At 52.7% G+C, this 26,685-nt stretch carries 23 protein-coding genes; 17 read left to right on the top strand and 6 right to left on the bottom strand.

From position 1 onward, the window contains the following. The first annotated feature begins 63 nt into the window (after positions 1 to 63). The 13 genes from pepB to ACJY2G_RS02330 all read left to right on the top strand — a co-directional run bounded on the left by pepB (position 64) and on the right by ACJY2G_RS02330 (position 13,596). The gene (gene pepB, locus ACJY2G_RS02390; protein ID WP_167459651.1) at positions 64 to 1,374 is read left to right on the top strand and encodes an aminopeptidase PepB; all 1,311 of its coding nucleotides are present in this window, start codon (positions 64 to 66) and stop codon (positions 1,372 to 1,374) included. Positions 1,375 to 1,456: 82 nt separating this feature from the next. Next, complete coding sequence (sseB, locus tag ACJY2G_RS02385; protein WP_120161536.1) at positions 1,457 to 2,320, top strand: enhanced serine sensitivity protein SseB; 864 nt, start codon at positions 1,457 to 1,459, stop codon at positions 2,318 to 2,320. Positions 2,321 to 2,543: 223 nt separating this feature from the next. Further along, entirely contained in the window at positions 2,544 to 2,969 is a 426-nt protein-coding gene (ndk, locus tag ACJY2G_RS02380) for a nucleoside-diphosphate kinase (RefSeq protein WP_013574367.1), read from the top strand. A 250-nt stretch (positions 2,970 to 3,219) separates the two neighbouring features. Next, complete coding sequence (locus ACJY2G_RS02375) at positions 3,220 to 4,419, top strand: bifunctional tRNA (adenosine(37)-C2)-methyltransferase TrmG/ribosomal RNA large subunit methyltransferase RlmN (RefSeq protein WP_255563945.1); 1,200 nt, start codon at positions 3,220 to 3,222, stop codon at positions 4,417 to 4,419. 100 nt (positions 4,420 to 4,519) lie between these two features. Next, a complete protein-coding gene (pilW, locus tag ACJY2G_RS02370) occupies positions 4,520 to 5,257 on the top strand; it encodes a type IV pilus biogenesis/stability protein PilW (RefSeq protein ID WP_430320327.1) in 738 nt (245 codons plus the stop codon). Further along, positions 5,247 to 6,245 carry a cytoskeleton protein RodZ gene (gene rodZ, locus ACJY2G_RS02365; protein ID WP_120161540.1) on the top strand — a complete coding sequence of 333 codons (999 nt, stop codon included), beginning with the start codon at positions 5,247 to 5,249 and terminating at the stop codon, positions 6,243 to 6,245. Before pilW ends, rodZ begins: the two co-directional genes overlap by 11 nt. A gap of 42 nt (positions 6,246 to 6,287) precedes the next feature. Continuing rightward, entirely contained in the window at positions 6,288 to 7,409 is a 1,122-nt protein-coding gene (ispG, locus tag ACJY2G_RS02360) for a flavodoxin-dependent (E)-4-hydroxy-3-methylbut-2-enyl-diphosphate synthase (RefSeq protein ID WP_120161541.1), read from the top strand. 133 nt (positions 7,410 to 7,542) lie between these two features. Beyond that, entirely contained in the window at positions 7,543 to 8,817 is a 1,275-nt protein-coding gene (hisS, locus tag ACJY2G_RS02355; RefSeq protein ID WP_120161543.1) for a histidine--tRNA ligase, read from the top strand. Positions 8,818 to 8,830: 13 nt separating this feature from the next. Next, positions 8,831 to 9,451, top strand: a complete 621-nt coding sequence (locus ACJY2G_RS02350) for a YfgM family protein (RefSeq protein WP_120161545.1) — start codon at positions 8,831 to 8,833, stop codon at positions 9,449 to 9,451. A gap of 11 nt (positions 9,452 to 9,462) precedes the next feature. Further along, positions 9,463 to 10,644 (top strand): outer membrane protein assembly factor BamB, encoded by a 1,182-nt coding sequence (gene bamB, locus ACJY2G_RS02345; RefSeq protein ID WP_120161547.1) that lies wholly within the window; start codon positions 9,463 to 9,465, stop codon positions 10,642 to 10,644. Positions 10,645 to 10,854: 210 nt separating this feature from the next. Further along, the gene (gene der, locus ACJY2G_RS02340) at positions 10,855 to 12,339 is read left to right on the top strand and encodes a ribosome biogenesis GTPase Der (RefSeq protein WP_430320328.1); all 1,485 of its coding nucleotides are present in this window, start codon (positions 10,855 to 10,857) and stop codon (positions 12,337 to 12,339) included. A 66-nt stretch (positions 12,340 to 12,405) separates the two neighbouring features. Beyond that, positions 12,406 to 13,362: an AEC family transporter gene (locus ACJY2G_RS02335; RefSeq protein ID WP_120161548.1), complete on the top strand. Its 957-nt coding sequence runs from the start codon at positions 12,406 to 12,408 to the stop codon at positions 13,360 to 13,362. 12 nt (positions 13,363 to 13,374) lie between these two features. Continuing rightward, positions 13,375 to 13,596: a zinc ribbon domain-containing protein gene (locus ACJY2G_RS02330; RefSeq protein WP_112288922.1), complete on the top strand. Its 222-nt coding sequence runs from the start codon at positions 13,375 to 13,377 to the stop codon at positions 13,594 to 13,596. Positions 13,597 to 13,598: 2 nt separating this feature from the next. On the opposite strand, the gene ACJY2G_RS02325 is transcribed toward ACJY2G_RS02330, so the two are convergent. The 3 genes from ACJY2G_RS02325 to ACJY2G_RS02315 form a co-directional block, all read right to left on the bottom strand. Next, positions 13,599 to 13,943, bottom strand: coding sequence for a protealysin inhibitor emfourin (locus ACJY2G_RS02325; RefSeq protein WP_113875984.1), 345 nt, complete (start codon positions 13,941 to 13,943; stop codon positions 13,599 to 13,601). Then, a complete protein-coding gene (locus ACJY2G_RS02320) occupies positions 13,944 to 14,978 on the bottom strand; it encodes a M4 family metallopeptidase (protein WP_430320330.1) in 1,035 nt (344 codons plus the stop codon). A gap of 136 nt (positions 14,979 to 15,114) precedes the next feature. Next, entirely contained in the window at positions 15,115 to 16,197 is a 1,083-nt protein-coding gene (locus tag ACJY2G_RS02315; protein WP_120161713.1) for a LacI family DNA-binding transcriptional regulator, read from the bottom strand. 214 nt (positions 16,198 to 16,411) lie between these two features. Here ACJY2G_RS02315 and ACJY2G_RS02310 point away from each other — a divergent pair, with 214 nt between their 5' ends. Both ACJY2G_RS02310 and ACJY2G_RS02305 read left to right on the top strand, forming a co-directional pair. Further along, positions 16,412 to 17,725: an MFS transporter gene (locus ACJY2G_RS02310; RefSeq protein WP_439291151.1), complete on the top strand. Its 1,314-nt coding sequence runs from the start codon at positions 16,412 to 16,414 to the stop codon at positions 17,723 to 17,725. Continuing rightward, positions 17,722 to 20,121 carry a TIM-barrel domain-containing protein gene (locus tag ACJY2G_RS02305; RefSeq protein WP_430320331.1) on the top strand — a complete coding sequence of 800 codons (2,400 nt, stop codon included), beginning with the start codon at positions 17,722 to 17,724 and terminating at the stop codon, positions 20,119 to 20,121. The genes ACJY2G_RS02310 and ACJY2G_RS02305 overlap by 4 nt, the downstream gene beginning before the upstream one ends. 95 nt (positions 20,122 to 20,216) lie before the next feature. On the opposite strand, the gene xseA is transcribed toward ACJY2G_RS02305, so the two are convergent. Further along, a complete protein-coding gene (gene xseA / locus ACJY2G_RS02300; RefSeq protein ID WP_430320332.1) occupies positions 20,217 to 21,590 on the bottom strand; it encodes an exodeoxyribonuclease VII large subunit in 1,374 nt (457 codons plus the stop codon). A gap of 168 nt (positions 21,591 to 21,758) precedes the next feature. Between xseA and guaB the strand changes: the two genes are divergently transcribed. Continuing rightward, positions 21,759 to 23,225 carry an IMP dehydrogenase gene (gene guaB, locus ACJY2G_RS02295; RefSeq protein ID WP_015689478.1) on the top strand — a complete coding sequence of 489 codons (1,467 nt, stop codon included), beginning with the start codon at positions 21,759 to 21,761 and terminating at the stop codon, positions 23,223 to 23,225. 215 nt (positions 23,226 to 23,440) lie between these two features. Continuing rightward, on the top strand, positions 23,441 to 25,018 hold the full coding sequence (gene guaA, locus ACJY2G_RS02290; protein WP_120161557.1) for a glutamine-hydrolyzing GMP synthase: 1,578 nt from the start codon (positions 23,441 to 23,443) through the stop codon (positions 25,016 to 25,018). A gap of 436 nt (positions 25,019 to 25,454) precedes the next feature. On the opposite strand, the gene ACJY2G_RS02285 is transcribed toward guaA, so the two are convergent. Next, positions 25,455 to 25,643 (bottom strand): hypothetical protein, encoded by a 189-nt coding sequence (locus tag ACJY2G_RS02285; RefSeq protein WP_430320333.1) that lies wholly within the window; start codon positions 25,641 to 25,643, stop codon positions 25,455 to 25,457. Between the two features lie 378 nt (positions 25,644 to 26,021). Further along, positions 26,022 to 26,681, bottom strand: coding sequence for a DUF3313 domain-containing protein (locus ACJY2G_RS02280; RefSeq protein WP_120161558.1), 660 nt, complete (start codon positions 26,679 to 26,681; stop codon positions 26,022 to 26,024). Positions 26,682 to 26,685 lie beyond the last annotated feature (4 nt).

Genomic DNA, 26,685 nt, shown 5'->3' with positions numbered 1-26,685 from the left:
GGTGATTTGCCTGTCATTGATAATGAATATTCATTGAAGATAAAAACAATCAGGAGTCCTGTTATGAGTTCCGAAGTAACGACCAATGAAGCGATGTCCGTCTTCCTTTCCTCTGAGCCAGCTGATGCACGCTGGGGCGAAAAGGCAACACTGAGCACGGATTCCGCCGGTATGACCATTCACCTGAAAGACGGCGAGGCGCTGACGGCTATTTCCCGCGCTGCCCGCCGCATCGACGGTCAGGGCGTTAAAAACGTCAAACTGGCGGGTGAAGGCTGGGATCTCGAAAACAGCTGGGCATTCTGGCAGGGCTTCCGTGGTCCGAAAGGCGCACGCAATGTTGAATGGGCTGAACTGTCTGAAGATGACGCGAACACGCTGAAACAACGCCTGAAAATTATCGACTGGGTGCGTAACACCATCAATACCCCGGCAGAAGATTTGTCTCCTGAACAACTGGCGACCCGTGCCGTTGATCTGATGTGTGAATTTGGCAACGAAAAAGTCAGCTACCGCATTACCAAAGGCGACGATCTGCGTCAGCAAAGCTATATGGGGATCCACACCGTTGGCCGTGGTTCTGACCGTCCGCCGGTACTGCTGGCACTGGATTACAACCCGAGCGGCGACGCGGATGCCCCGGTTTATGCCTGTCTGGTCGGCAAAGGTATCACCTTCGATACCGGTGGTTACAGCCTGAAACCAAGCGCTTCCATGGATTCCATGAAGGCTGATATGGGCGGCGCAGCCACCCTGACTGGCGCTCTGGCGCTGGCGGCGGCTAACGGCCTGAACAAGCGCGTGAAACTGTACCTGTGCTGCGCGGATAACATGGTCAGCGGCAACGCGCTGAAACTCGGCGATATCATCCGTTACCGTAACGGTAAAACCGTAGAAGTGATGAACACTGACGCCGAAGGCCGTCTGGTGCTGGCCGATGGCCTGATCGACGCGTCTGCGCAAAATCCTGAACTGATCATTGATGCGGCAACACTGACAGGCGCGGCAAAAACGGCACTGGGCAACGATTACCACGCGCTGTTCAGCTTTGACGATGCACTGGCAGGTGAACTGCTGGAAAGCGCGAAAGCTGAACACGAACCGTTCTGGCGCCTGCCACTGGAAGAGTTCCACCGTTCACATCTGCCGTCTAACTTTGCAGAGCTGAACAACATTGCCGGTCCTGCGCACACTGCTGGCGCGAGCACGGCGGCGGCGTTCCTGTCTCATTTCGTCACTGAATATAAGAAAGGCTGGCTGCACATCGACTGTTCTGCGACGTATCGCAAAAGCGCAGCGGATCAGTGGTCTGCCGGTGCAACTGGTCTGGGTGTGCGTACCGTGGCTAACCTGTTGTTAGCTAAAGCGAAGTAAGTTTCAGAAAGCAATGCATGCATGATGCACAACGGGGCGCTTAACGGCGCCCCGTTTTATACTACTACCGGAGTCAAGAATCATGAGTGTCCCACACGATCATCTTCCTGCTGGCGCAGCGGCGACTGACGGTGAAAACGAGCTGGAGCGTCTGCTTCGCCTTTCTGTCACCGCACCGGCATGGCGTCCGGCGTTTTATCAAACTTTGCTGGAATCCACCGTTTTTGTGCTGGGTGATGCAGGGCAGGATGACGCTGAAAAGCAGGGCAGTGTGGCGATCACCGCAGGCAGTGAACTGAATATTTTGCACTGGGAAAAGCAGGATGGCAGTTCGATCATTCCTTTCTTTTCTTCGGTAGACGTCCTGGAAAAAGCCAGTGCCGGTGAAAGCCCGGATGAGCAGGCGTTTGTCGCGCTGCCTGCCCGTGTGTTGTTTGAAATGACACAAGGGGAAGAATTGTTTCTGAATCCCAAGTCAGAATACGGCAAAGAATTCACGCCAAATGAAGTCACGCTGTTGCTGAGCAATGGCGGACTGAATGCGCCGTCGGAGCTGGTGCTGGATAAAGAAAGCCAGCTGCTGATTGGTCAGCCGGACGAATATCCTTCCGCTATGATCGACGCGCTGACCACACTGTTCACGCAGAAAAAGCCGGTGCGCCGCGCCTTTATGGCGCTGATCCATGATAAAGCCGTGGACGATCAGCCAAACCTGTTAATTGGTGTTGAGGCTGACGGTGATGAGCAGGAAATCGATGCGCTGATCCGCGAGGCGGGGAATGTGGCGAGCGAAACGTCACCCGATGATCGTCCGGTGGATTTCTGTATTGTTTCCGAAAAGGAACGCGGTATCAGCCATTATCTGATCAGCCACACGCAGCCGTTCTACCAGCGCAAGTGGGGAAGCTGGTTGCGTAACATTATTCCGTCGTCCGGTCAGGCATAAAATCAGGGGATAAAGCAGGGCAGAACGCTGTTTTGCCCTTGTTTTGTTTAAGGGAAATAGGCGGTTTAGGTTCGATAGTGAATCAATCACACATTTTTTTAATTAAATGTTGTGATTCGGGTAGGCAATCTTAACTTCGCTCCCTATAATCACCGCCATTTTACGGCAGGTATAACATTAAATTAACCGGCCCTACCTATAAAAGTCAGACTGAGGTTTTTTCATGACTATCGAACGTACTTTCTCCATCATCAAGCCAAACTCCGTAGCTAACAACGACATCGGTGCTATCTACGCACGTTTCGAACGCGCTGGTTTCACTATCATCGCGTCAAAAATGCTGAAACTGACTAAAGAACAAGCTGAAGGCTTCTACGCAGAACACAAAGGCCGTCCTTTCTTCGACGGTCTGGTTGAGTTCATGACTTCTGGCCCGATCATGGTTCAGGTTCTGGAAGGCGAAAATGCAGTTCAGCGTAACCGTGACATCATGGGCGCAACTAACCCGGACAACGCTCTGGCAGGCACCCTGCGTGCAGACTTCGCTGACAGCTTCACGGCTAACGCGGTTCACGGTTCTGACGCTGTAGAATCTGCACAACGCGAAATCGCTTATTTCTTCACCGAAAGCGAAATCTGCCCGCGTTAAGATTTTTGGGTAAGCTCTGCTGGAAGATGTGCCGCAAATTCGCAAGAATTTTGTAACAGGTACCTACCAAACATGGCAACCGTGCCCTAAAATTTGTACAATGTTGCGCCCCGAATGAGCCAGCCTCTTCGGGGCGCAATTTATTTGCAGGCCATCTGTTTGCACTATATGTAAAAGATATATGTATAAAGATACATTCGGCTCTGCACTTCCAATACGCCATAACGTGTAACAACGAGGCCATTTTTTCATGTCAGAATTCAACACGCCCGAGCAAACCTTGTCTGAGACTACCCAAGCTTCCGCAGAAGCCGTCGCCGTTGTCGCGCCTGCTGCCGCAAAAATTAACCTTCTTGACCTTAACCGCAAACAAATGCGTGAGTTCTTCATCAACATGGGCGAAAAACCGTTCCGTGCTGATCAGGTCATGAAGTGGATGTACCACTACTGCAGCGATGATTTCGAGCAAATGACCGATATCAACAAAGTGCTGCGTGAAAAGCTGGCCCGCGTTGCCGAAATTCGTGCACCGGAAGTCGCTTCAGAACAACGTTCCACTGACGGCACCATCAAATGGGCCATTCAGGTAGGCGGACAACTGGTTGAAACCGTTTATATCCCGGACGGCGACCGTGCGACGCTTTGCGTTTCTTCTCAGGTAGGCTGTGCGCTGGAATGTACTTTCTGTTCTACGGCACAACAGGGCTTTAACCGTAACCTGCGCGTGTCCGAAATTATCGGTCAGGTGTGGCGTGCGGCAAAAATTATCGGTGCCGCGAAAGTGGCCGGTACGCGTCCTATCACCAACGTGGTGATGATGGGCATGGGCGAACCTCTGCTGAACCTGAATAACGTGGTTCCGGCGATGGAAATCATGCTCGACGATTTCGGTTTTGGTCTGTCAAAACGTCGCGTAACGCTTTCCACATCAGGCGTCGTGCCTGCGCTGGATAAACTGGGCGATATGATTGACGTCGCACTGGCGATTTCCCTGCACGCGCCGAACGACACCATTCGTGACGAAATCGTGCCGATTAACCGCAAATACAATATCGATACTTTCCTGGCAGCGGTTGAGCGCTATATTGGCAAATCTAACGCCAATCAGGGGCGCGTCACCATCGAGTACGTTATGCTGGATCACATCAATGATGGCACCGAGCATGCGCACGAACTGGCAGAACGTCTGAAAAACACGCCATGCAAGATTAACCTGATCCCATGGAACCCGTTCCCGGGCGCGCCGTATGGCCGCAGCTCGAACAGCCGTATCGATCGTTTCTCTAAAGTGCTGATGGATTATGGCTTTACAGTTATCGTGCGCAAAACACGTGGCGATGACATTGATGCCGCGTGTGGTCAGCTGGCCGGTGATGTTATCGACCGTACCAAACGTACATTGAAGAAAAAAATGGCAGGCGAGCAACAGATTTCCGTAAAAGCCGTCTGATCCCAATGGGCTTCGCCACGGTGTTCCGTCGAAGCCCGCTGTTTTATTGTCGCTGGCAGGGTAAAGGGAATTAAGCATGACAATGAAGGGCTGTGTGAAAATGTTGATAGCTGCAGGCATGTCGGTGGCTTTGCTGGCAGGCTGTTCCAGTTCACCTAAGGGGTCGCAACCGGCCAGTGGCGCAGCACAAACGCGCCTCGAGTTGGGTATGGCTTACCTGAATCAGGGGAACATGGACGCGGCAAAACAGAATTTGCAGAAAGCCGTTGACGGTGCGCCGCAGGATTATCGGACGCAGCTGGGGATGGCGCTTTACGAGCAAAAAAACGGCAATCAGAAAGCCGCAGAAAGCCGCTACCAGCAGGCGCTGAAGCTGGCGCCGCAAAATGGGACGGTGTTAAATAATTACGGTGCGTTTTTGTGTAGTTTAGGGCAGTATGTACCGGCACAACAGCAGTTTAGCGCCGCAGCTAATGCGCCTGATTACGGTCAGGTTGCTGACAGTCTGGAAAATGCAGGCTACTGTTTTCTGAAGGCCAATCAGAATGAGGAAGCGCGAGTGTTACTGAGCCGGGCATTGAAAGTTGATCCCGATAAAGGCGCACCCTTGCTGACTGAGGCAACCAAAGAATTTGGGGAAGGGAACCGCGCTCAGGCGAAACTTTTACTGGATGTATATCAACATGTTCTGCCAGCCACCGCTGAGAGTCTCATGTTGCAAATTCGATTCGCTGCGTTAGCGGGCAACCCGGATAGCGTTCAACGCTACGGTAAGCAACTTGCGCGTAGTTATCCACAATCTAAACAGTACCAGCAGTTCTTAGCCAATGAATACTGAAGCCCCTCAAGAAAATAATGCAAAACTGACAACAGGCGAACGTCTGCGTCAGGCTCGTGAACAGTTAGGTCTTAGTCATCAGGCCGTTGCAGAACGCCTGTGTCTGAAAGTCTCGACTATTCGCCAAATTGAAGAAGAAACGACGCCGGCCGATCTTGCGCCGACTTTCCTGCGTGGTTATCTCCGTTCTTATGCCAAGCTGGTTCATGTACCTGAAGAAGAATTATTAGGTCTGATCGGTAAACAAGCGCCGATCAAAGTGCCTAAAGTGGCGTCAATGCAAGGGTTCTCTCTCGGTAAGTCTCGCAAAAAACGCGATGGCTGGCTGATGGGCTTTACCTGGCTGGTGGTGTTTGTCGTGGTTGGTCTGACGGGTGCGTGGTGGTGGCAAAATCATCAGGCGCAGCAACAGGAAATCGCAACCATGGCCGATCAGTCATCGGCACAGCTGAATCAGGATAACGGCCAGGGGCAGACCATTCCTCTGGGCGATAACGCAAATTCTGCACCGACCACAGACGATACGGCTTCTGAGCCAGCGACTGCTGCAAATGCACCGCAAGCACAGAACAGCATTCCGTTGAACACAGCACCGGCGGCGACCGCCAACAGTGCGCCAGCGACGACGACTGCGCCAGCTGAACAGGCACCTGCTGCCGTTTCTACCAGCCAGCCAGCAGCCACCGCTGAAAACGGTCTGCCAACCGGTGATGCACAAACTGCTGCGGCAGCGGGTGCGGATCCACAAGCGGTCACTTTTACCTTTAAAGCTGACTGCTGGTTCCAGATTGATGACGCATCAGGCAAAACCCTGTTCAGCGGCATGAAGAAAGGCGGTGAAACCTTCAGCGTGAAGGGCACTGCGCCGTATAAACTGAAAATCGGTGCGCCGGGTGCAGTAGATATCCAGTTCCAGGGCAAACCGGTTGATTTAAGTCGTTTTGTAAAATCAAGCCGTGTTGCGCGCCTGACCTTAGCTGCCGAGTAATCGGCAGTTTGTCAGACGATTGCAACGATGGAGAGTGAAGTAATGCATAACCAGTCACCCATTACCCGTCGCAAATCAACCCGGATTTATGTCGGCAAGGTGCCTGTAGGTGACGGAGCACCGATTGCAGTGCAATCGATGACCAACACCCGCACCACAGATGTCGCGGCGACTGTCGCACAGATCAAATCACTTGAACGCGTGGGTGTCGATATTGTTCGCGTTTCTGTGCCTACGATGGATGCAGCAGAAGCATTCAAACTTATCAAACAGCAGGTTAATGTCCCGCTGGTCGCTGATATTCATTTCGATTACCGCATCGCCCTGCAGGTTGCAGAATATGGTGTAGATTGCCTGCGTATTAACCCGGGTAACATTGGTAACGAATCCCGCATCCGCTCCGTGGTGGATTGCGCGCGCGACAAAAATATTCCTATCCGTATCGGTGTGAACGGCGGCTCTCTGGAAAAAGACATCCAGGAAAAGTACGGCGAACCCACGCCGCAGGCTTTGCTGGAATCTGCGATGCGTCATGTCGATATTCTCGACCGTCTCAACTTTGACCAGTTTAAAGTCAGCGTTAAAGCGTCTGACGTATTCCTGGCCGTTGAGTCATACCGTTTGCTGGCCAAACAGATTGTTCAGCCGTTGCATCTGGGGATTACCGAAGCGGGTGGCCTGCGTGCAGGTTCCGTTAAATCGGCGATTGGCTTAGGGCTGCTGCTGTCTGAAGGCATCGGCGACACGCTACGTATTTCATTGGCGGCTGATCCGGTTGAAGAAGTTAAGGTCGGCTTCGATATCCTCAAATCACTGCGTATCCGTTCCCGTGGTATCAACTTTATTGCCTGCCCGACCTGTTCGCGTCAGGAGTTTGATGTCATCGGCACCGTGAATGCGCTGGAACAACGTCTGGAAGATATCATCACGCCAATGGACGTTTCGATTATCGGCTGTGTGGTTAACGGTCCGGGCGAAGCGCTGGTTTCCACTATGGGCGTGACCGGCGGTCATAACAAAAGCGGTTTCTACGAAGACGGTGTTCGTCAGAGAGAGCGCTTTGACAACAACGACATGATCGACCAGTTAGAAGCTAAAATTCGCGCCAAAGCAGCGCTGATGGATGAGAGTAAACGTATCGTTATCAATCATCTTGAAAAGTAACATCGGTTGCGGGTGTCAGCGTACATCTGCATTATATTGAACCCGACTGGGGTAATGGCGTCTGTGCGTTGAACCACAGCCCATAAAGCCCCTATAATCGGGTTCATTTTTTATAAAACGATAGAGAACTGACGTGGCAAAGAATATCCAGGCCATTCGCGGCATGAACGACTACCTGCCAGAAGACACTGCACTGTGGCAACGCATTGAAGGTTCGTTGAAACAGGTGCTTGGCAGCTACGGCTACAATGAAATCCGTATGCCGATTGTAGAGCAGACCCCATTGTTTAAACGCGCTATCGGCGAAGTGACCGATGTCGTGGAAAAAGAAATGTATACCTTTGAAGACCGCAACGGTGAAAGCCTGACGCTGCGTCCGGAAGGTACGGCGGGCTGCGTGCGCGCCGGTATTGAACATGGTCTGCTGTACAATCAGGAACAGCGTCTGTGGTACATCGGTCCGATGTTCCGCTACGAGCGCCCGCAAAAAGGCCGCTATCGTCAGTTTAATCAGCTGGGTGTGGAAGTTTTTGGTCTGCAAGGCCCGGACGTTGATGCAGAATTAATTCTGCTGACAGCCCGCTGGTGGCGTGCGCTGGGGATTTCTGAACATGTCGCACTGGAACTGAACTCTATCGGTTCACTGGAAGCACGCGCCAACTATCGTGACGCGCTGGTGGCTTTCCTTGAACAGCATAAAGACAAGCTGGACGAAGATTGCAAACGTCGCATGTACAGCAACCCGCTGCGCGTTCTGGACTCTAAAAATCCGGATATTCAGGCGTTATTAAACGATGCACCGGAACTCGGTGATTATCTTGATGAAGAATCAAGAGAACACTTTACAGGTCTGTGTGAACTTTTAGAGCAGTCTGGTATCCCATATACGGTTAATCAGCGACTTGTGCGCGGTCTGGATTATTACAACCGCACCGTGTTCGAATGGGTAACTCACAGCTTAGGCTCGCAAGGTACCGTTTGTGCCGGTGGTCGTTACGACGGTCTGGTCGAACAACTGGGCGGTCGTGCAACGCCTGCCGTCGGTTTTGCGATGGGACTGGAGCGTCTGGTATTACTGGTTCAGGCCGTAAACCCGGACTTCAAAGCACCGGCAACTGTTGACGCTTACGTGATTTCTTCCGGTGCCGGAACGCAAAGCGCGGCCATGCAACTGGCTGAAAAATTGCGGGATGCGCTGCCTGAGCTGAAAGTAATGACTAACTACGGTGGTGGTAACTTCAAAAAGCAATTCGCCCGTGCAGATAAATGGGGTGCGCGCGTTGCCCTGGTATTAGGCGAAGATGAAGTTGCTAATCAGCAGGTTGTAGTAAAAGACCTGCAAAGTGGAACACAAGAAACGCTGGCGCAGAGCGAAATCGCCTCGCGTCTGGCTTCGATGTTGGGTTAAGGAGAAGGACACTGTGGAAGTCTATACCACTGAGAATGAACAGGTTGATGCTGTACGTCGCTTCTTTGCCGAAAATGGTAAAGCGCTGGCCATCGGCGTTGTTCTGGGTATTGCAGCCCTGGGCGGCTGGCGTTTCTGGCAGAGTCACCAGGACTCAGCCCTGACGGAAGCTTCTGCGTCTTTCCAGAAAGCGAATCAGTCGATGACGGGTAATAATGCACAGGGCGTGGCCAGTCTCGAGAAGTTTGCTCAGAGCAATGACAATAATTACGGGGTGTTTGCTGCCCTGCAACTGGCTGATCATTTCGTTGAGACCAAAGATTTCGCGAATGCTGAAAAGCAGTTAGTCCAGGCACAAGGTCAGGCTAAAGAAGATAATTTACGTTCGCTGGTGAATTTACGTCTGGCTCGTATCCAGATGCAGCAAGGCAAATTTGATGATGCACTCAAAACGTTAGATGGCGTGAAGGGTGAAGGCTGGGCGGCTATGCAGCAAGGCATCCGTGGTGATGTTTTGCTTGCGAAAGGCGATGCAAAAGGCGCACGTGAAGCCTACAGCAAAGGACTCGATTCTAAACCCTCTCAAACGCTGCAAACTATGCTGCGTATGAAATTGAACAACTTAGCCAGCTAAGGGGAACCCCGATGCAATTGCGTAAAACACTCTTGGTAGGATGGGTTTCAGTTGCCCTGCTGAGTGGCTGTTCATTGTTTAACAGCGAAGAAGACGTGGTAAAAATGTCTCCGCTGCCAAAAGTTGAGAATCAATTTACTCCGACTAAAGTCTGGAGCAAATCCGTAGGCGACGGTGTAGGCGATTTCTACTCCAACCTGCGTCCGGCCTGGCAGGACAGCACTATTTATGCTGCTGATCGTTTTGGCGTGGTTAAAGCACTCGACGCTGACAGCGGTAAAGAAAAATGGAGCGTGAATCTGTCTCAAAAGACCGGCTTCCTCTCCCGTAATATTTCAGCACAACTTTCTGGCGGCCTGACGGTTTCCGGTAGCCATGTGTATGTCGGCAGCGAGAAAGCCGTGGTGTATGCATTGAACACCACTGACGGCACAGTGGCATGGCAGACTAAAGTTGCGGGTGAAGCGCTTTCCCGTCCTGTCGTCAGCGATGGTCTGGTGCTGGTGCATACCGGCAACGGTATGTTGCAGGGGCTGAGTGAGTCCGATGGTACTATCCAGTGGACAGCTAACCTCGATATGCCAACACTTTCCCTGCGTGGCGAATCGGCTCCGGCCGTGGCGTTTGGTGCGGCTATCGTCGGTGGTGACAACGGTCGTGTCAGCGCAGTGCTGATGAAGGAAGGTCAGCTGATCTGGCAACAACGTATCTCTCAGACTACCGGTACAACTGAAATTGACCGTCTGAGCGATGTGGATACCACACCGGTTATCGTTGATGGCACTGTGTATGCACTGGCCTATAACGGCAGCCTGGTGGCGATGGATCTTCGTTCTGGTCAGATCATGTGGAAACGTGATGTGGGTTCAGTCAACGACATCATCGTTGATGGCGGCCGTATCTATATGGTTGACCAGGATGACCGCGTGATGGCGCTTGATACCCAGGGCGGTGTCAGCGTGTGGCGTCAGAGTGAATTATTGCACCGTAACCTAACAGCCCCGGTGTTGTATAATGGTTACATTGTGGTCGGTGATTCCGAAGGTTATCTGCACTGGATTAACACCACAGACGGTCGTTTTGTGGCTCAGCAGAAAGTTGACAGTGATGGCTTCCTGAGCGGACCGATTGTGGCCAGTGACAAGCTGGTCGTGCAGGCGAAAGGTGGCGAAGTTTACTCCTTCACCCGCTAATATCGCGACCTGCGTCAGGCTCTGAGATCGGTTGATCCCGGGCTTTAAAACGGCTCCTGAATTGCTCAGGGGCCGTTTCGTATTCTGAAATCTGCGTAACGGATATAAACCGATTACGCTGTAACAATTTGAATTATAGTGGTTTGTATTGAAATTCTGCAGGCCCGCTATTTGCGTTTTGCACCATATTAAAAAAACTGAGGCTTCAAAATGATACCTGTCGTTGCGCTTGTAGGGCGCCCGAATGTGGGTAAATCCACTTTATTTAACCGCTTAACTAAAACGCGTGACGCGTTGGTTGCGGATTTCCCGGGGCTTACGCGTGACCGCAAGTATGGTCGTGCCGAAATTGAGGGTAATGAATTCATCATCGTGGATACCGGCGGTATCGACGGTACCGAAGACGGCGTTGAAACCCGCATGGCCGGGCAGTCTCTGCTCGCTATCGAAGAAGCGGATATCGTGCTGTTCATGGTCGATGCACGTGCGGGCCTGATGCCTGCCGATCAGGGCATTGCCCAGCATTTGCGCAGCCGTGAAAAAGCCACTTTCCTGGTCGCCAACAAAACTGATGGTCTGGATCCGGACAGCGCCACCGGCGATTTCTACTCGCTGGGCCTTGGCGAAGTGTATGCTATCGCCGCTTCCCACGGTCGTGGTGTTACGCAACTTATCGAACACGTTCTGATCCCGTTCGTGGGCGAAAAGCCGGAAGAAGTCGAACTCACCGAAGAAGAGGCGAATGCCGCTTACTGGGCTGAGCAGGAAGGCACCGGCGATGAAATCCCTGAAGACGTGGAAGACGATTTCGACCCGCAGTCTCTGCCAATCAAACTGGCTATCGTGGGGCGCCCGAACGTAGGTAAGTCCACATTGACTAACCGTATTCTGGGCGAAGAACGCGTCGTGGTTTACGACATGCCGGGCACGACCCGTGACAGTATTTATATCCCGATGGTGCGTGACGAGCGTGAATACGTTCTGATTGATACCGCCGGTGTGCGTAAGCGCGGCAAAGTGACTGAAACCGTTGAGAAATTCTCGGTAATCAAAACCTTGCAGGCGATTGAAGACGCCAACGTGGTGATGCTGGTCATCGATGCCCGCGAAGGTATTTCCGATCAGGATCTCTCGCTGTTAGGCTTCATCCTCAATAGCGGGCGCTCACTGGTGATTGTCGTCAACAAGTGGGACGGCATGAACGAAGAAGCGCGTGCGCAGGTGAAAGACCAGCTGGAACTGCGCCTTGGTTTCGTCGATTTCGCGCGTATCCACTTCATTTCTGCCCTGCACGGCAGCGGTGTAGGCAACCTGTTTGAATCCGTGAACGAAGCGTATACCTGCGCGACCACGCGTGTAAGCACTTCCTTACTGACCCGCATCATGCAGATGGCCGCTGAAGATCACCAGCCACCACTGGTTAACGGTCGTCGCGTTAAGCTGAAATATGCTCACGCCGGGGGTTATAACCCACCAATCGTGGTTATCCACGGTAACCAGGTGAAAGATCTGGCTGATTCCTACAAACGCTATCTGATGAACTATTTCCGCCGTTCACTGAAAGTGATGGGTACGCCAATCCGCATTCAGTTCAAGGAAGGTGAGAACCCGTATGAAGGCAAGAAAAACTCGCTTTCTCCTCACCAGCAGCGCAAGCGCCGACGTCTGATGCAGCACCTGAAAAACAAATCCTAAACGAATGGGGTGCATGAAAATGTACCCCATTTTTTTGTCTTCATTTTCCCGCAAGGAGCTGGCTGGATGTTCTGGCAGACCTGGAGTTTTGCGTTTGGCGTTACGGTTCCCAATTTATTGATCTTGCTGCTGGGCGTGTTTTTACGCCGCACTGGCCTGATGGATGACAGTTTTAACGAGAAAGCCAGCCGTCTGGTATTCAATATCGCCTTACCTTGCCTGCTTTTTTTCAGCGTGGCACAAGGGCATGATTCCTCGGGTTCTAACTTGCCGCTCGCCATTTATGGCGGACTTGGTACCGTCGTGACTTTTTTGCTGCTGGAACTGGTGGCGATTAAGTTGGTAAAAGACCCGCGTGAGCGCGGCATTTTTGTGCAGGGCGGGTTTCGAGCGAATACCGGTATTGCCGGGCTGGCTTATGCGTCGCTGGCGTTTGGCAGCGAGGGTATTGCGCTGGGGTCGATGTATCTGGCGGTCACAGTGATCCTCTTCAACGTGCTGTCCGTGATTACGCTGACCCGCAGCCTGAAAGGCGGGCAGGGCAAACGTATCGGCCTTAAACCCATTCTGCATGGCATCGTCACTAATCCGCTTATTATTGGTCTGGTACTCGGGCTGGCGTTTCAGTACAGCCATTTACCGATGCCGGCGACGATTGCCAGCACCGGTGATTTTATTTCAGGTATGGCTTTGCCGCTGGCGATGTTGTGTGCCGGAGCAAGCCTCGACTGGAAAGCGATGTTTCGCAGCTCAAACGTGGCGGCCTGGTCTTCAGCCTCACGCGTCATATTTGTTCCCGCGCTGATGACTTTCGGTGCATGGCTGTTTGGCTTTCGCGGCGCGGCGCTCGGCGTTATATTTCTCTTTTCCTGTACACCCACTGCGGCGGGCAGCTATGTCATGACCCGTGCGATGGGCGGTAATGCTACGCTGGCGGCCAATATTATTGCCGTCACGACGCTGGGATCATTTTTCACGACGGCTCTGGGTCTGTATTTACTGCGGACGCTGGGCGTCATTTAGAGAGGAAGTACGATGGATGCGCTCTGTCCGGTTTGTGGCCAGCCGATGAGCTGGGTAAGCGGTCACTTTCATTGTGATGCGTGCCATACCGATTATCAGCAAACGGCATTATGCCCGGATTGTCAGCAACCGTTGCAGGAACTGAAAGCCTGCGGCGCGGTGGATTATTTCTGCCAAAACGGGCACGGAATGATTTCTAAAAAACGGGTAACGTTTACCTATTCACCCTGTTGACCCTATTCGCAAGAGTGATCGTCGGGCGGAGCCTGTTTCCATAAATCCACCAGTTCTTCGGGAGTCTCGGTTTCGGGAATAATCACCACCAGACTGGCGGAATGCTCTGCCGACGCGTAATAAATCTCGAGACGGAAATAACGCTGGTCACCCCGACCGGCGTTTTCTTTTTCCTGAGCATAAGGCAGAGCTTTGTTGATGAGCTGGCAAATTTCCCGCCGTTTGTCATCACTCATGCCTGAAAGCTCAACCCGTCGCGGTCCGCTGAGTTTGGGGATAAAAGCGACCCCTCCCTCACGGTAGATTTCAATTACCGTATTACTTTCCAGCGAATCTAAAGGTTTCATTTACATCACTCCAACCTGCTCCCAGGCTTCACGAACGGCTTGCGCGACAGAATCGTCAAAGCGTTTGCCTGCGTTTTTGACAGTGAGCTGAGCGAAGGCGACAAAGTCAGCATCTTTCGACAGGGATTTATCGCAGACCGTGTCATACCAGACGTAACCCGCACGTTCCCAGGCGTTACCTCCCAGTTTAGTGGCCGCCAGATAAAATGCGCGGTTAGGGATCCCCGAATTGATATGTACACCGCCGTTATCGTCGCGGGTGTTTACATAGCCTTTCATGTCGGCAGGCTGCGGATCTTTGCCGAGTAACGGATCGTCATAGGCCGTACCGGGGTGTGACATCGAACGCAGGCCGGTTCCATGAATGCCTTTTGCCAGCAAGCCCTCACCAATGATCCAGTCCGCTTTATCGGCGGTTTGCCTGAGATGGAACTGCTTCACCAGCGAGCCAAACACGTCTGACAGGGATTCATTGAGCGCCCCCGATTGTCCGTTATAGTTCAGACCGCCTTCAGATTCCGTCACACCGTGTGAAAGTTCGTGTCCCACAACATCAATGGCGATAGTGAAGCGGTTGAAGATTTCACCGTCGCCGTCACCAAACACCATCTGCTGACCGTTCCAGAAAGCATTCTGATAGCCTTTGTCGTAGTGAACCGTACCGAGCAACGCCAGCCCTTTGCCATCTAGCGAATTGCGTTGGTACGCCTGCCAGAAGAAATCATAGGTCACACCAAGATAGTCATAGGCTTCATCAACAGATACATCGCCGTTACTGGCCTGACCTTCTTTACGAACCGATTCACCGGGCAGTTGCGTGGTGTTTTTGGCATCGTAAATATCACGCTCAACCTGACCCGCTTTGGCAGTCACAATCTTCTGCGGTTTTGCATAAGGCTGAGCCATTAACGTATTGACGTGGACCAGAGTCTGTTTCGCGCAACGGCGCTGAGGTTCTGAACCGTGCTCAATAATGCGGTTGAGCATGTATGGTGGGATAACGCTGTTGTAACGCTTCGCTGAACTGTGATTCATCGTGAATCTCCTTATCAAGAGTCACCCGAAGGTGAAGGCAAGGTGTTCTGACCGACTGATACTGAAAGACGGCTAATGATTAGTCGTCAATGGTCAGTATAGGACTGTCGGGCGATTCGTCTGTTAAAGATGAGATTTATCTGTCCGGCTGCGGGTCATACAACGTGTGCGGATGACAGGTCACGGCGCGTCCGCTGGCTTTTCTGACTGACTCGCGCACCACCAGTTTTCCCTGTAAAAGCTGGGTGGTATGGGGCGCATCGGGGCGCAACATACGTCGTTGCAACAGGGAAATAGCTTCAGCGCCCAGTTCATCGCGTGGCACATGCACCGCCGTCAGCGGTACGTCATGAATTTCAGCAAGATTGAATCCGTCGGTGCTGATCACACTGATATCGTCGGGTACAGAGAAACCTCGCTTTGCCAGCGCGGCGACTACGCCGGAAGCCATAAAATCCCCCCCGGCCAGGATCGCCGTTGGCATCGGCTGGCCGGGCGGTAAACCATCGAGGTATTCCAGTAACGTCTGTTCGCTTTCCTGCGCCCCGAAACCTGAGGTATTCAGCAAATGCTGGCTGTCACTGAAGGTCAGATGATGGCGGGCAAACGCCTGTCTGATGCCGGTCAGGCGCAGTTCCATCGTATGACGACGCAGGCATTGTACGGTCACGATGTGGTTATGCCCCTGAGAAAACAGGTAGTCGCAGGCGAAATCGCCCATCGTCTGATGGTCCGGGCTGACGCTGTCATGACGCATGTGCCGGTCATGGCAATTGACCAGCACGCACGGCTTGCCCATTTCGGCCGCCAGCTGATGAATATGCGGGTCGTCTATACCGACCAGCAATATGGCTTCGGTCTGAGGATCGGTCATTTTGGCGATGAACAGCGCGGCGTCGGCGTTTTCCTCCTCCAGCGCGCAGTAGCGGACACGCACTTCATGATGGGCGGTGGCAGCCAGAATGCCCTGGATCACCTTGTAGTAAAAAATATCGCTGCGCACATCAAAAGCGCGGGCGGGGGCGAAAATCAAAATGTTGTTGAGCATCAGCCTGCCGGTGGAAAGACCATTGAGCACGCCCTGAGATTTGGCACACTCAAGCACGCTGTCGCGCGCCTTGCTGCTGGTGTTATTTTTTCCGGCTAAAACACGTGAAACGGTACTGATTGACAGCCCTGTCTGGTCGGCAATTTGCTGGATATTTAACTTTCCTTTCAAACTGTGATCTCCTTCAAAATCGTCCATGCAAAATTTTTCATATCAGAAGATGTGCTGCCTGTGAGCTTTTATCCTCCCTGGCTTCTTCCTGCAGTTATAGCGTGAAAGCTTTTGCAAAAAATCACGTTTCACTCACAAATCCAGCTGCCTACTCTGCAGAAGTACCTCACATAACACATCATCTGCGGCCAGGCCGACGGGTGGGAGAGCGGACATGACAATTCAAATAAATACCGGGACGGCTGCGGTTGCACAACGCAGGAAAATAAAAGCCTTACGCTGGTGGATGCTGGCGCTGTTTCTCCTTGGCGTGACGGTGAACTATGTCACGCGAAATTCTCTGGGTCTGCTGGCGGCTGAACTGAAAACCAGCCTGAACATGACCACTGAACAATACTCTTACATCGTTGCGGCATTTCAGGCGGCATACACCATCTTCCAGCCTTTATGCGGCTGGCTGATTGACGTGATCGGCCTGAAGCTGGGCTTTCTGATTTGTGCCTCAATCTGGGCGGTAGTTTGCATGATGCACGCGGGTGCCGGCAGCTGGATCCAGCTTGCCGTTCTGCGCTTCTTTATGGGCAGCGCCGAGGCGGCGGCCACACCGGCCAACGCCAAAGCGATTTCTGACTGGTTTCCGCGTAAGGAACGTCCGGTTGCTGCAGGCTGGGCGGGGGTAGGCTTCTCGATTGGTGCCATGCTGGCACCGCCAATTATTCTGGTTGCACATGTGTCATTTGGCTGGCGCGGAGCGTTTCTGTTCTGCGGTGTGCTGTCAATGCTATGGGTTCTGTTGTGGTGGAAGTTCTACCATTCACCGGAAACGCATCCGAACTTAAGCAAAGATGAACTGGCGCTGATCCGTTCCGATAACGAACCGCAACAAACGCGACTGCCGTTTATCAAATCACTGAAAATCGTCTGTAAAAACAAGAAATTCTACGGTATCGCCATTCCGGCATTTCTGGCGGAACCCGCATGGGCTGTATTCAGTTTCTGGGTGCCAGTGTATCTCGCCAACGAACGCGGGATGGACTTAAAACACATCGTGATGTTTGCCTGGCTGCCGTTCCTGGCCGCCGATCTGGGCAGTATTGCCAGCGGCTATCTCACCACGCTGTACCGCAAAGTTTTTGGCTGCACACGCATCAACTCCATTGTCGCCAGTTCTGTTACCGGCGCATTCATGATGCTGTCGCTGGCGCTGGTCGCCGTCACGCAAAGCCCTTACGCCGCCATTGCCCTGATCTCCATCGGCGGATTTGGTCATCAGGTGATTTCCTGCATGTTAAGCGCGGTGGTGGTGGAGACATTCGATAAAAGTCAGGTAGCGACGGTCAACGGTATGCGCGGTTCTTCCGCATGGATCGCCAGCTTCCTGTTTTCACTGTTGATCGGCGCAGTTGCCGACAAAATGGGTTTCAATCCGCTGTTTATCGCGATGGGTTTCTTTGATTTGATCGGCGCAGTCTTCCTGATTGCCCTGATCGCTGAACGCCGCAATCCGGCAAAAAGGGAGAGTGTATGAAGACGTTAAAACACTGGGAGCTTGCCGGGCAGGATGACGCAGGCGTGGATTTGCGCATTGATGGCAAACATCTGTTTTCTCTGCGTGTGCTGGAACAAGGTTTAGTCCGCGTATTCATTCAGCGCAACGGCGAACTGGCGCTGGATCGTACCTGGAGCATCGCACCCCAAAATAGTACCGCACACGAAGATAGTACCGCGCCCCTGAACGATGTGCCCTGGGAAGGGCGTGACCGTCTGAGCAACGAAGGCTTTTCATTGCCGGGCTATCATCTGGAACAAAGTGATGACCGCCTGACAGTGACCACTGACGCGCTACGTGTCACTGTTCATCAGCCTTTGTGGCTGGAATGGGAATACAAGAACGAGGCGGGTGTCTGGCAACCTCTGGTGAAAGATCGTAAAACCGGCGCGTATATGCTCGGCGTGAAAAACGACGCGTCGGCGCACTATCAGCTGCGTGAGGCGCAGGATGGCGTGTACGGACTGGGAGAGAAAGCCGGCGATCTCAACCGCAGCGGTCGTCGTTTCGAAATGCGTAATCTGGATGCCATGGGCTATAACGCTGCCAGCACTGATCCGCTGTACAAACATATTCCGTTTACAATGACGCGCCGCAATGAAGTAAGTTTTGGTGTGTTCTACGACAATCTCAGCAATGTCTGGCTTGATCTCGGCAATGAACTGGATAATTACCATCTGCCCTATCGTCGTTTCAGTGCTGAAGCGGGTGATCTGGATTACTACCTGTTCATCGGGCCGACGTCACTGGACGTCACCAAAAAACTGGTCCGCCTGACCGGTAAAACCACTTTCGGGCCGAAATGGAGTCTCGGTTACAGCGGTTCGACCATGTATTACACCGATGCGCCGGACGCCCAGCAGCAACTGATGAAATTCATTACGTTGTGTCAGCAACATGAAATTCCCTGCGATTCATTCCAGCTTTCATCGGGTTACACCTCGATCGGCAACAAGCGTTACGTGTTCAACTGGAACTACGACAAAGTGCCGGAACCGGAAGTGATGTCGAAGGCATTTCTTGACGCCGGTATTCGTCTCGCAGCTAACATCAAACCGTGTCTGTTGCAGGATCACCCGCAGTACGGGCAGGTGGCGGAACAGGGGTTGTTTATCCGCGACAGCGAAAACAATGTGCCGGAACGTTCTGTTTTCTGGGACGACGAAGGGTCGCACCTCGATTTCACCCATCCTTCCGCTGTGCGCTGGTGGCAGAAAGGCGTGACGCAACAGTTGCTGGAAAAAGGCATCGGTTCGACGTGGAATGATAATAACGAATACGAAGTCTGGGACAGCGATGCGCGTTGCCACGGTTTCGGCAAGTCTATCGCCATCAAACATATCCGTCCGGTGATGCCGCTGCTGATGATGCGCGCGTCGTTTGAAGCGCAGCAACGTTTTGCGCCGGAAACCCGCCCTTATCTGATTTCACGTTCCGGTTGTGCCGGGATGCAGCGTTATGTGCAAACGTGGAGCGGTGATAACCGCACTAACTGGCAGACGCTGCGCTACAACACGCGCATGGGTATCGGCATGAGTTTATCCGGTTTGTATAACGTCGGGCACGATGTTGGCGGATTCTCAGGGGATAAGCCGGATGCTGAACTGTTTGTCCGTTGGGTGCAAAACGGCGTGATGCATCCGCGTTTCACCATTCATTCCTGGAATGACGATCACACCGTTAATGAGCCGTGGATGTATCCGCAGGTGACGCCGCTTATTCGCGACGCTATTCGTCTGCGATACCGTCTGCTGCCGTATTTCTACACCTTGTTATGGCAGGCGCATGCGGACGATGAGCCGATGCTGCGCCCGACATTCCTCGATCACGAGCACGACAAAAACACCTTCGCGGAAACCGACGATTTCCTGATGGGACGTGATTTACTTGTCGCCAGCGTGGTGGATGAAGGGCTGCGTGAACGGAATGTTTACCTGCCGGATAACGGCATTGGCTGGTGCGATTTCTATACCGGCGAATGGTTTGCGGGTGGCCAGACCATCACCCTCGACGCACCGCTGGACAGGTTGCCGCTGCTGGTTCGCGCAGGCGCTGCACTGCCGCAATCATGCCGTCTCGCACATGTTGATGCCAGCAAAGATGCACTGCGTGAATTGCATGTGTATCCGGCTCCGGGTCAGGCGACCTCATCCGGCATGTTGTTTGAGGACGACGGCGAAAGCCATCGCTGGGAGCAGAATCATGCGCTGTGGCTCAACTGGGATATTTGCAGTGACGAGCAGCGAATCAATATCACGCTGACGCAGCGCGGCGATTTCAAACCTGCCTGGAAAACGCTGGATATCGTGTTGCCGGAAGGTGAAACGCGCGAAGTGTTGGTCAATGGTGTGAAGACAAAGAGCTATAATCTGTAAGCTTTTCAATCTCCTCTCCCCGTAAAGGGGCCGATGGTTTTTTAGCTCCTCCCCCTGCGAAGGGGGAGGCGGGGAGGGGGTTTCAAACCCAACGCTTATTTAACCGCACGTTTCCGCGCTTTCTTCTCTACAACGATCGATTTCACTTCACTTTCAATCCAGCCATCGGCCAGACGTGTTTTCAGTGTCTCGCCCGGAGCGGTCTGCGTGGTTTTCTTCAGCAATGCGCCTTGTGGCGTCGTCGTCACGCTATAGCCACGGGCAAGGGTCGCCAGCGGACTGACGCCTTCCAGTTGTGTACAGGCGGTACCAAAACGCTGACGGCTTTCGGTCAGCTGCGATGACATCGCCTGTTGCAGCCGGTACTGAAGCTGCTGAACCCGTTGCTGAGCACGGTGAATGCGCGGCTGTGGCTGCTGTTGCGTCAGGCGTTGCTGCAAACGATCGGTGCGGCGCAGCATCTGGCGTAGCTGGTTTTGCATGGCTTCATCAAGACGACGCCGCAGTTTAAACAAGGCGGTTTGCTGACGCGCCAGACGTAAATGTGGATGCTGTTGTTGCAGACGGTGATTCAGACGCGTGAAGCGCTGCGTCAGTTGAGCGAGATAATAATCCATCGCCATTTCGAGGCGCTGCTGCTGTGACTGGATCTGGCGCAGCAGTTCCAGCTGATTACGGCTGATCAACTCGGCGGCAGCAGACGGCGTCGGTGCGCGTAAATCCGCGACAAAATCGGCAATCGTCACATCGGTTTCGTGACCGACGGCGCTGACAATCGGAATGCGGCTGGCAAAAATTGCCCGTGCCACACGCTCATCGTTAAAACTCCACAAATCTTCCAGCGAACCACCGCCGCGTCCGACAATCAGCACATCCACTTCTTCGCGGGCGTTAGCTAACTGAATGGCACGTACAATCTGGCCCGGCGCATCCACGCCCTGAACGGACGTCGGATAGATAATGACGGGCAACGACGGGTCACGACGCTTTAAGACATTCAGGACGTCATGCAGCGCAGCGCCGCTGGCGGAAGTAATCACACCCACGCATTTAGCGGGCGAGGGCAGCGGTTGTTTAAACTGCGCATCAAACAGACCTTCGGCGGCCAGTTGCTGTTTCAGTAAATCGAATTTCTGCTGTAACAGACCGTCGCCCGCTTCCTGCATGCTTTCTGCAATCAGCTGATAATCGCCACGTGGTTCGTACAACGTAATCGTAGCGCGAACTAAAACCTGCTGGCCGTTTTGCGGACGGAACGTCGTGCGGCGGTTGGAATTGCGGAACATCGCGCATTTCACCTGCGCACGGTCATCTTTGAGCGTGAAATACCAGTGGCCGGAGGAAGGCTGAGAGAAGTTTGAAATCTCACCGGAGAGCCAGACCTGACCCATTTCGTTTTCCAGCAACTGTCGGACCGTCTGATTGAGGCGGCTTACGGTAAAAATAGGAGGCGAAGAAGGTAGCGACATGTGATCCAGATCAAATTCAAAAACAGAGACTTAATCGAACGATACTACATGCCCGCAAAAGGTAATCAAGAAGTTTTTGAAATAGTTCTGGTCGAAATGCCTACTCACCTGTATACTCCCGCTGCAATATTTTATCTTTTCCGCATCCACCTTGGTGAGATATTGCCCATGCTACGTATCGCAAAAGAAGCACTAACGTTCGACGACGTTCTCCTTGTTCCAGCCCACTCCACAGTTCTGCCCAATACTGCCGACCTCGGTACTCAACTGACCGCTAAAATCCGTCTGAATATCCCTATGCTGTCCGCAGCCATGGATACCGTGACTGAAGCGAATCTGGCGATTGCTCTGGCGCAGGAAGGCGGCCTCGGATTTATCCACAAGAACATGTCTATTGAGCGTCAGGCGGAAGAAGTCCGTCGCGTGAAGAAGCATGAAAGCGGCGTTGTTGCTGACCCTAAAACAGTCACACCATCGACCACTTTGCGTCAGGTTAAAGAACTCACCGAAATTAACGGTTTTGCCGGTTATCCGGTCGTGACTGAAGAAAACGAACTGGTCGGTATTATTACCGGTCGTGACGTGCGCTTCGTGACCGATCTGGAACAGCCTGTGACTGCGGTCATGACGCCGAAAGAGCGTCTGGTCACCGTCAAAGAAGGCGAAGCCCGCGAAGTCGTGCTGCAAAAAATGCACGAAAAACGTGTAGAGAAAGCGCTGGTTGTTGACGCGCAATTCCATCTGCTCGGTATGATCACCGTAAAAGACTTCCAGAAAGCTGAGCGTAAACCAAATGCCTGTAAAGATGAGCAGGGCAGCCTGCGCGTCGGTGCAGCGGTTGGTGCAGGCGCGGGCAATGAAGAACGTATCGATGCGCTGGTTGCTGCCGGTGTTGACGTCCTGCTGATTGACTCCTCTCACGGCCATTCCGAAGGTGTTCTGGAACGTATCCGCGCCACCCGCGCTAAATACCCGGATCTGCAAATCATTGGCGGTAACGTTGCCACTGGCGCAGGTGCTCTGGCACTGGCGAAAGCCGGTGTGAGCGCAGTGAAAGTCGGTATCGGTCCTGGCTCCATCTGTACCACCCGTATCGTGACCGGCGTTGGTGTTCCACAAATCACCGCTGTTTCTGACGCGGTTGAAGCGCTGGAAGGCACCGGTATTCCGGTTATCGCTGACGGCGGTATCCGCTTCTCCGGTGACATCGCAAAAGCCATCGCTGCTGGCGCAAGCTGCGTGATGGTTGGCGGGATGCTGGCTGGTACAGAAGAATCTCCAGGCGAAATCGAGCTGTATCAGGGGCGTTCGTACAAATCTTACCGCGGCATGGGTTCTCTGGGCGCGATGTCCAAAGGCTCTTCTGACCGTTACTTCCAGACTGATAACGCCGCTGACAAACTGGTACCGGAAGGTATTGAAGGTCGCGTCGCATATAAAGGCCGTCTGAAAGAAATCATCCACCAGCAAATGGGCGGTCTGCGCTCCTGTATGGGGCTGACCGGTTGTGCTACCATCGACGACCTGCGCACCAAGGCTGAGTTTGTCCGCATCAGCGGTGCAGGGATCCAGGAAAGCCACGTACATGACGTGACGATTACCAAAGAGTCACCGAACTACCGCATGGGTTCTTAATCCCATAGTCGCTGCTGCGCGTCGGCGTTGGAAGCTGGCTCAAAATGCTCATTTACGTCATGTAAACTGCGCTTTTTCGCCAGCTTCCGCCTTGCCTCACCTTAGCTCGCGAGCGCCTGGATCGAGTCACTACAAATTAATACCCAGCCCGTTATTTCCGGGCTGATTAATATTCCGTTTTAACGCTTTTATTGCTTTCTGGAAAACGCCCCCTCATGAGCGAAAATATTCACAAGCACCGTATCCTGATCCTCGATTTCGGCTCCCAGTACACCCAACTTGTTGCGCGCCGCGTGCGTGAACTGGGTGTCTATTGCGAACTCTGGGCCTGGGACGTAACCGAAGCCCAAATCCGCGAATTCAATCCGAACGGGATCATCCTGTCCGGCGGCCCGGAAAGTACCACCGAGCATGACAGCCCGCGCGCCCCTGATTACGTTTTCGAAGCCGGTGTACCGGTTCTGGGCGTCTGCTACGGCATGCAAACCATGGCGATGCAGTTAGGCGGCCATGTTGAAGGCTCAAACGAGCGCGAATTTGGTTATGCGCAGGTTGAAGTTCAGACTGAAAGCGCGCTGATCCGCGACATTCAGGACGCCCTGAGCGAGAACAACAAACCGCTGCTCGACGTCTGGATGAGCCACGGCGATAAAGTGACGGCTATCCCATCTGATTTCGTGACTGTTGCCAGCACTGAAACTTGCCCGTTTGCCATTATGGCCAACGAAGAAAAACGCTTCTACGGTGTGCAGTTCCACCCGGAAGTGACGCATACTCGTCAGGGGTTGCGTATGCTCGAGCGTTTCGTGATGGATATCTGCGAGTGCGAAGCCCTGTGGACGCCAGCGAAAATCATCGAAGATGCCGTAGAACGTCTGCGTGTGCAGATTGGCGACGACCACGTGATCCTCGGCCTCTCTGGTGGCGTTGACTCCTCCGTCACCGCCATGCTGCTGCACCGTGCAATCGGAGAGCGTCTGACCTGCGTATTCGTGGACAACGGCTTGCTGCGTCTGAATGAAGCAGATCAGGTTCTGGAAATGTTTGGCGACCGTTTCGGTCTGAATATCGTTCACGTTGCCGCCGAAGAGCGTTTCCTGTCAGCACTGGCTGGCGTTGATGAGCCAGAGGCCAAACGTAAAATCATCGGCCGCGTCTTCGTAGAAGTGTTTGACGAAGAAGCCTGCAAGCAGGATGAAGTGAAATGGCTGGCGCAGGGCACAATCTATCCTGACGTGATCGAATCTGCGGCGTCTGCCACCGGTAAAGCGCACGTGATCAAATCGCACCATAATGTGGGCGGTCTGCCGAAAGAAATGAAACTGGGTCTGGTTGAGCCGCTGAAAGAGCTGTTCAAAGACGAAGTGCGTAAAATCGGCCTGGAACTCGGTCTGCCGTATGACATGCTTTACCGTCACCCGTTCCCGGGGCCAGGTTTAGGCGTTCGCGTGCTGGGCGAAGTGAAGAAAGAGTACTGCGATCTGTTGCGTCGCGCCGATGCGATCTTCATCGAAGAACTGCATAAAGCCGATCTGTACAACAAAGTCAGCCAGGCCTTTACCGTCTTCCTGCCAGTCCGCTCCGTTGGCGTGATGGGCGATGGCCGTAAATACGACTGGGTAGTTTCCCTGCGCGCAGTAGAAACTATCGACTTCATGACCGCGCACTGGGCGCACCTGCCGTATGATTTCCTCGGCCGCTGCTCCAACCGCATCATCAACGAAGTCAACGGCATTTCCCGCGTGGTGTATGACATCTCTGGTAAACCACCGGCAACAATTGAGTGGGAATGATTCGGCAATATATCCTTAGCCGATAACTAGCTCTTAAAGCCCGCTGCTGTTGCAGGGGGCTTTTTTTTATATCTGTTTTAATTGTTGTCATAGCCAATGACTTTGTTAGCTTTTCGCTTTAGGCACTATTGCCGATAGTGAAATAAAGATCCCTGAAATTGCTGAAAAAATGAGTGGAAAAATAAATGCATCAGAATTTCTCAGAGGATTATTTATATCCAGTAAAATAACAATAAAGAAAAGACTATTGGCAAAAGTGGCTGATGAAAATATTTCCCCTACTTTATATTGGAGGTTCTCCAGTGAAAATGCCGGTGTTTTTATCGAAAATGCATCCCATGTCAGATGAACAAAAATATAACTCACGCAGAGATAACAATAGAAGTGCGCAAGCTGATCTGAATTGACGGGAAGGTACCAGTGTAATTCTCGCAACTCACTTTCTCCATATGCTCTTTAGATACAGGAGTGGCAACAACACCGCACCGATGGCCGCCATTGAAAGCAACAGTCTGTCCGTGACGATAAGTTCCGGTAGTGCAAGAGAAATACCGCCAGTGAATGCATATCCTGCACCTGCGCCGCCGAGTATGGCTTTGAAAAATGTCGTGATGTCGAATTCCATTTTTAATCTCCCTGATAACGAAAGGCAGATTACTCAAGTTTTAAAACACCTGCAAATTAAAACGGAATTTGTGATAGTTATATTTTCATAGTTACGAGGCCTGTTCCAAAAAACATAACGCCAGAATGCTGGGGAGATACCCTTGCATTAATAAATGTTCAGGTAACATAAAACGTTATTTCAGATGCGCCGTGAACCCATTTATCCCCGGTGTAATGTCCGGCTGCAGTGTCAGTACCGGAATATCACATCACCGCCATTTTGCTGACGGCATCCAGCGCGGATTTCCATTCATCAGTGGCTGCGTGAGTTTATTGCTGATTCAGTATGAAAAAAGGCAGCCAACTGGCTGCCCTGATTGTGATGCGGTGACGAAAATTACTCGTTAAACAACTTGGTGTCGTTCGCCAGACTATCGACCACTGTTTTCAAATCGTTCGCGGTGACTTTTTGTGTATCGTTAGAAACTTGTTTTCCGAAGCCCTTACGGACGACTTTAATTACCGGTTTGCCGGTTGCTGAGTCGATCAACTCGCCTTCGAAATACACTTCGGTATCACGTGTGCGGTGGCCGGTCGCGGTTTCAGTACCGGCAATGACCAGGGCAACCGGGATCACTTCATAGAATTGCAGACCTTCAGCCGAAGTATTCACACCAGTGATTGCACCTTTGAAGATCAAGGTACGCGGCCCCGCGTGATCTGTCAGAGGCAAACGCTCAGCGAGCGCAGGTTTCATGCGGCTGTTAGCATAATCCAGAACACCCTGCAGGGTTTCCTTGCTGATTTGTTCAGTTGGCTGAGGCTCTGGATAGAACTTAATCGGTTCGTATTTGATGTAGGAGTAGTTGGCTTTTTTGAACGAAGGGTCAATCCAGCGAAGAACCGGACTGCCACCTGCGGTTTTAACTTCCTTAAGGCCGGAATAGTCCCCCAGGAAGCCTGAGAATTTATCCGCTTGTGTGACGTGGTTGGTACAACCGGCTAAAAACAGCACGCCGGCGACTGCAGCAACCTGCATCAGTTTTATTCTTTTCATTCGT

This window comes from Rahnella sp. ATs2 (genome assembly GCF_051851855.1).
Lineage (GTDB): Bacteria > Pseudomonadota > Gammaproteobacteria > Enterobacterales > Enterobacteriaceae > Rahnella > Rahnella variigena.
This window is presented reverse-complemented; position numbering and strand designations above follow the sequence as displayed.

What these genes read in the sequence shown, in the direction of transcription:
- pepB (WP_167459651.1), top strand. Translation starts at nt 64, where the DNA reads ATGAGTTCCGAAGTAACGACCAATGAAGCGATGTCCGTCTTCCTTTCC.
- sseB (WP_120161536.1), top strand. Translation starts at nt 1,457, where the DNA reads ATGAGTGTCCCACACGATCATCTTCCTGCTGGCGCAGCGGCGACTGAC.
- ndk (WP_013574367.1), top strand. Translation starts at nt 2,544, where the DNA reads ATGACTATCGAACGTACTTTCTCCATCATCAAGCCAAACTCCGTAGCT.
- ACJY2G_RS02375 (WP_255563945.1), top strand. Translation starts at nt 3,220, where the DNA reads ATGTCAGAATTCAACACGCCCGAGCAAACCTTGTCTGAGACTACCCAA.
- pilW (WP_430320327.1), top strand. Translation starts at nt 4,520, where the DNA reads ATGTTGATAGCTGCAGGCATGTCGGTGGCTTTGCTGGCAGGCTGTTCC.
- rodZ (WP_120161540.1), top strand. Translation starts at nt 5,247, where the DNA reads ATGAATACTGAAGCCCCTCAAGAAAATAATGCAAAACTGACAACAGGC.
- ispG (WP_120161541.1), top strand. Translation starts at nt 6,288, where the DNA reads ATGCATAACCAGTCACCCATTACCCGTCGCAAATCAACCCGGATTTAT.
- bamB (WP_120161547.1), top strand. Translation starts at nt 9,463, where the DNA reads ATGCAATTGCGTAAAACACTCTTGGTAGGATGGGTTTCAGTTGCCCTG.
- der (WP_430320328.1), top strand. Translation starts at nt 10,855, where the DNA reads ATGATACCTGTCGTTGCGCTTGTAGGGCGCCCGAATGTGGGTAAATCC.
- ACJY2G_RS02335 (WP_120161548.1), top strand. Translation starts at nt 12,406, where the DNA reads ATGTTCTGGCAGACCTGGAGTTTTGCGTTTGGCGTTACGGTTCCCAAT.
- ACJY2G_RS02330 (WP_112288922.1), top strand. Translation starts at nt 13,375, where the DNA reads ATGGATGCGCTCTGTCCGGTTTGTGGCCAGCCGATGAGCTGGGTAAGC.
- ACJY2G_RS02325 (WP_113875984.1), bottom strand. Translation starts at nt 13,943, where the DNA reads ATGAAACCTTTAGATTCGCTGGAAAGTAATACGGTAATTGAAATCTAC.
- ACJY2G_RS02320 (WP_430320330.1), bottom strand. Translation starts at nt 14,978, where the DNA reads ATGAATCACAGTTCAGCGAAGCGTTACAACAGCGTTATCCCACCATAC.
- ACJY2G_RS02310 (WP_439291151.1), top strand. Translation starts at nt 16,412, where the DNA reads ATGACAATTCAAATAAATACCGGGACGGCTGCGGTTGCACAACGCAGG.
- ACJY2G_RS02305 (WP_430320331.1), top strand. Translation starts at nt 17,722, where the DNA reads ATGAAGACGTTAAAACACTGGGAGCTTGCCGGGCAGGATGACGCAGGC.
- xseA (WP_430320332.1), bottom strand. Translation starts at nt 21,590, where the DNA reads ATGTCGCTACCTTCTTCGCCTCCTATTTTTACCGTAAGCCGCCTCAAT.
- guaB (WP_015689478.1), top strand. Translation starts at nt 21,759, where the DNA reads ATGCTACGTATCGCAAAAGAAGCACTAACGTTCGACGACGTTCTCCTT.
- guaA (WP_120161557.1), top strand. Translation starts at nt 23,441, where the DNA reads ATGAGCGAAAATATTCACAAGCACCGTATCCTGATCCTCGATTTCGGC.
- ACJY2G_RS02285 (WP_430320333.1), bottom strand. Translation starts at nt 25,643, where the DNA reads ATGGAATTCGACATCACGACATTTTTCAAAGCCATACTCGGCGGCGCA.
- ACJY2G_RS02280 (WP_120161558.1), bottom strand. Translation starts at nt 26,681, where the DNA reads ATGAAAAGAATAAAACTGATGCAGGTTGCTGCAGTCGCCGGCGTGCTG.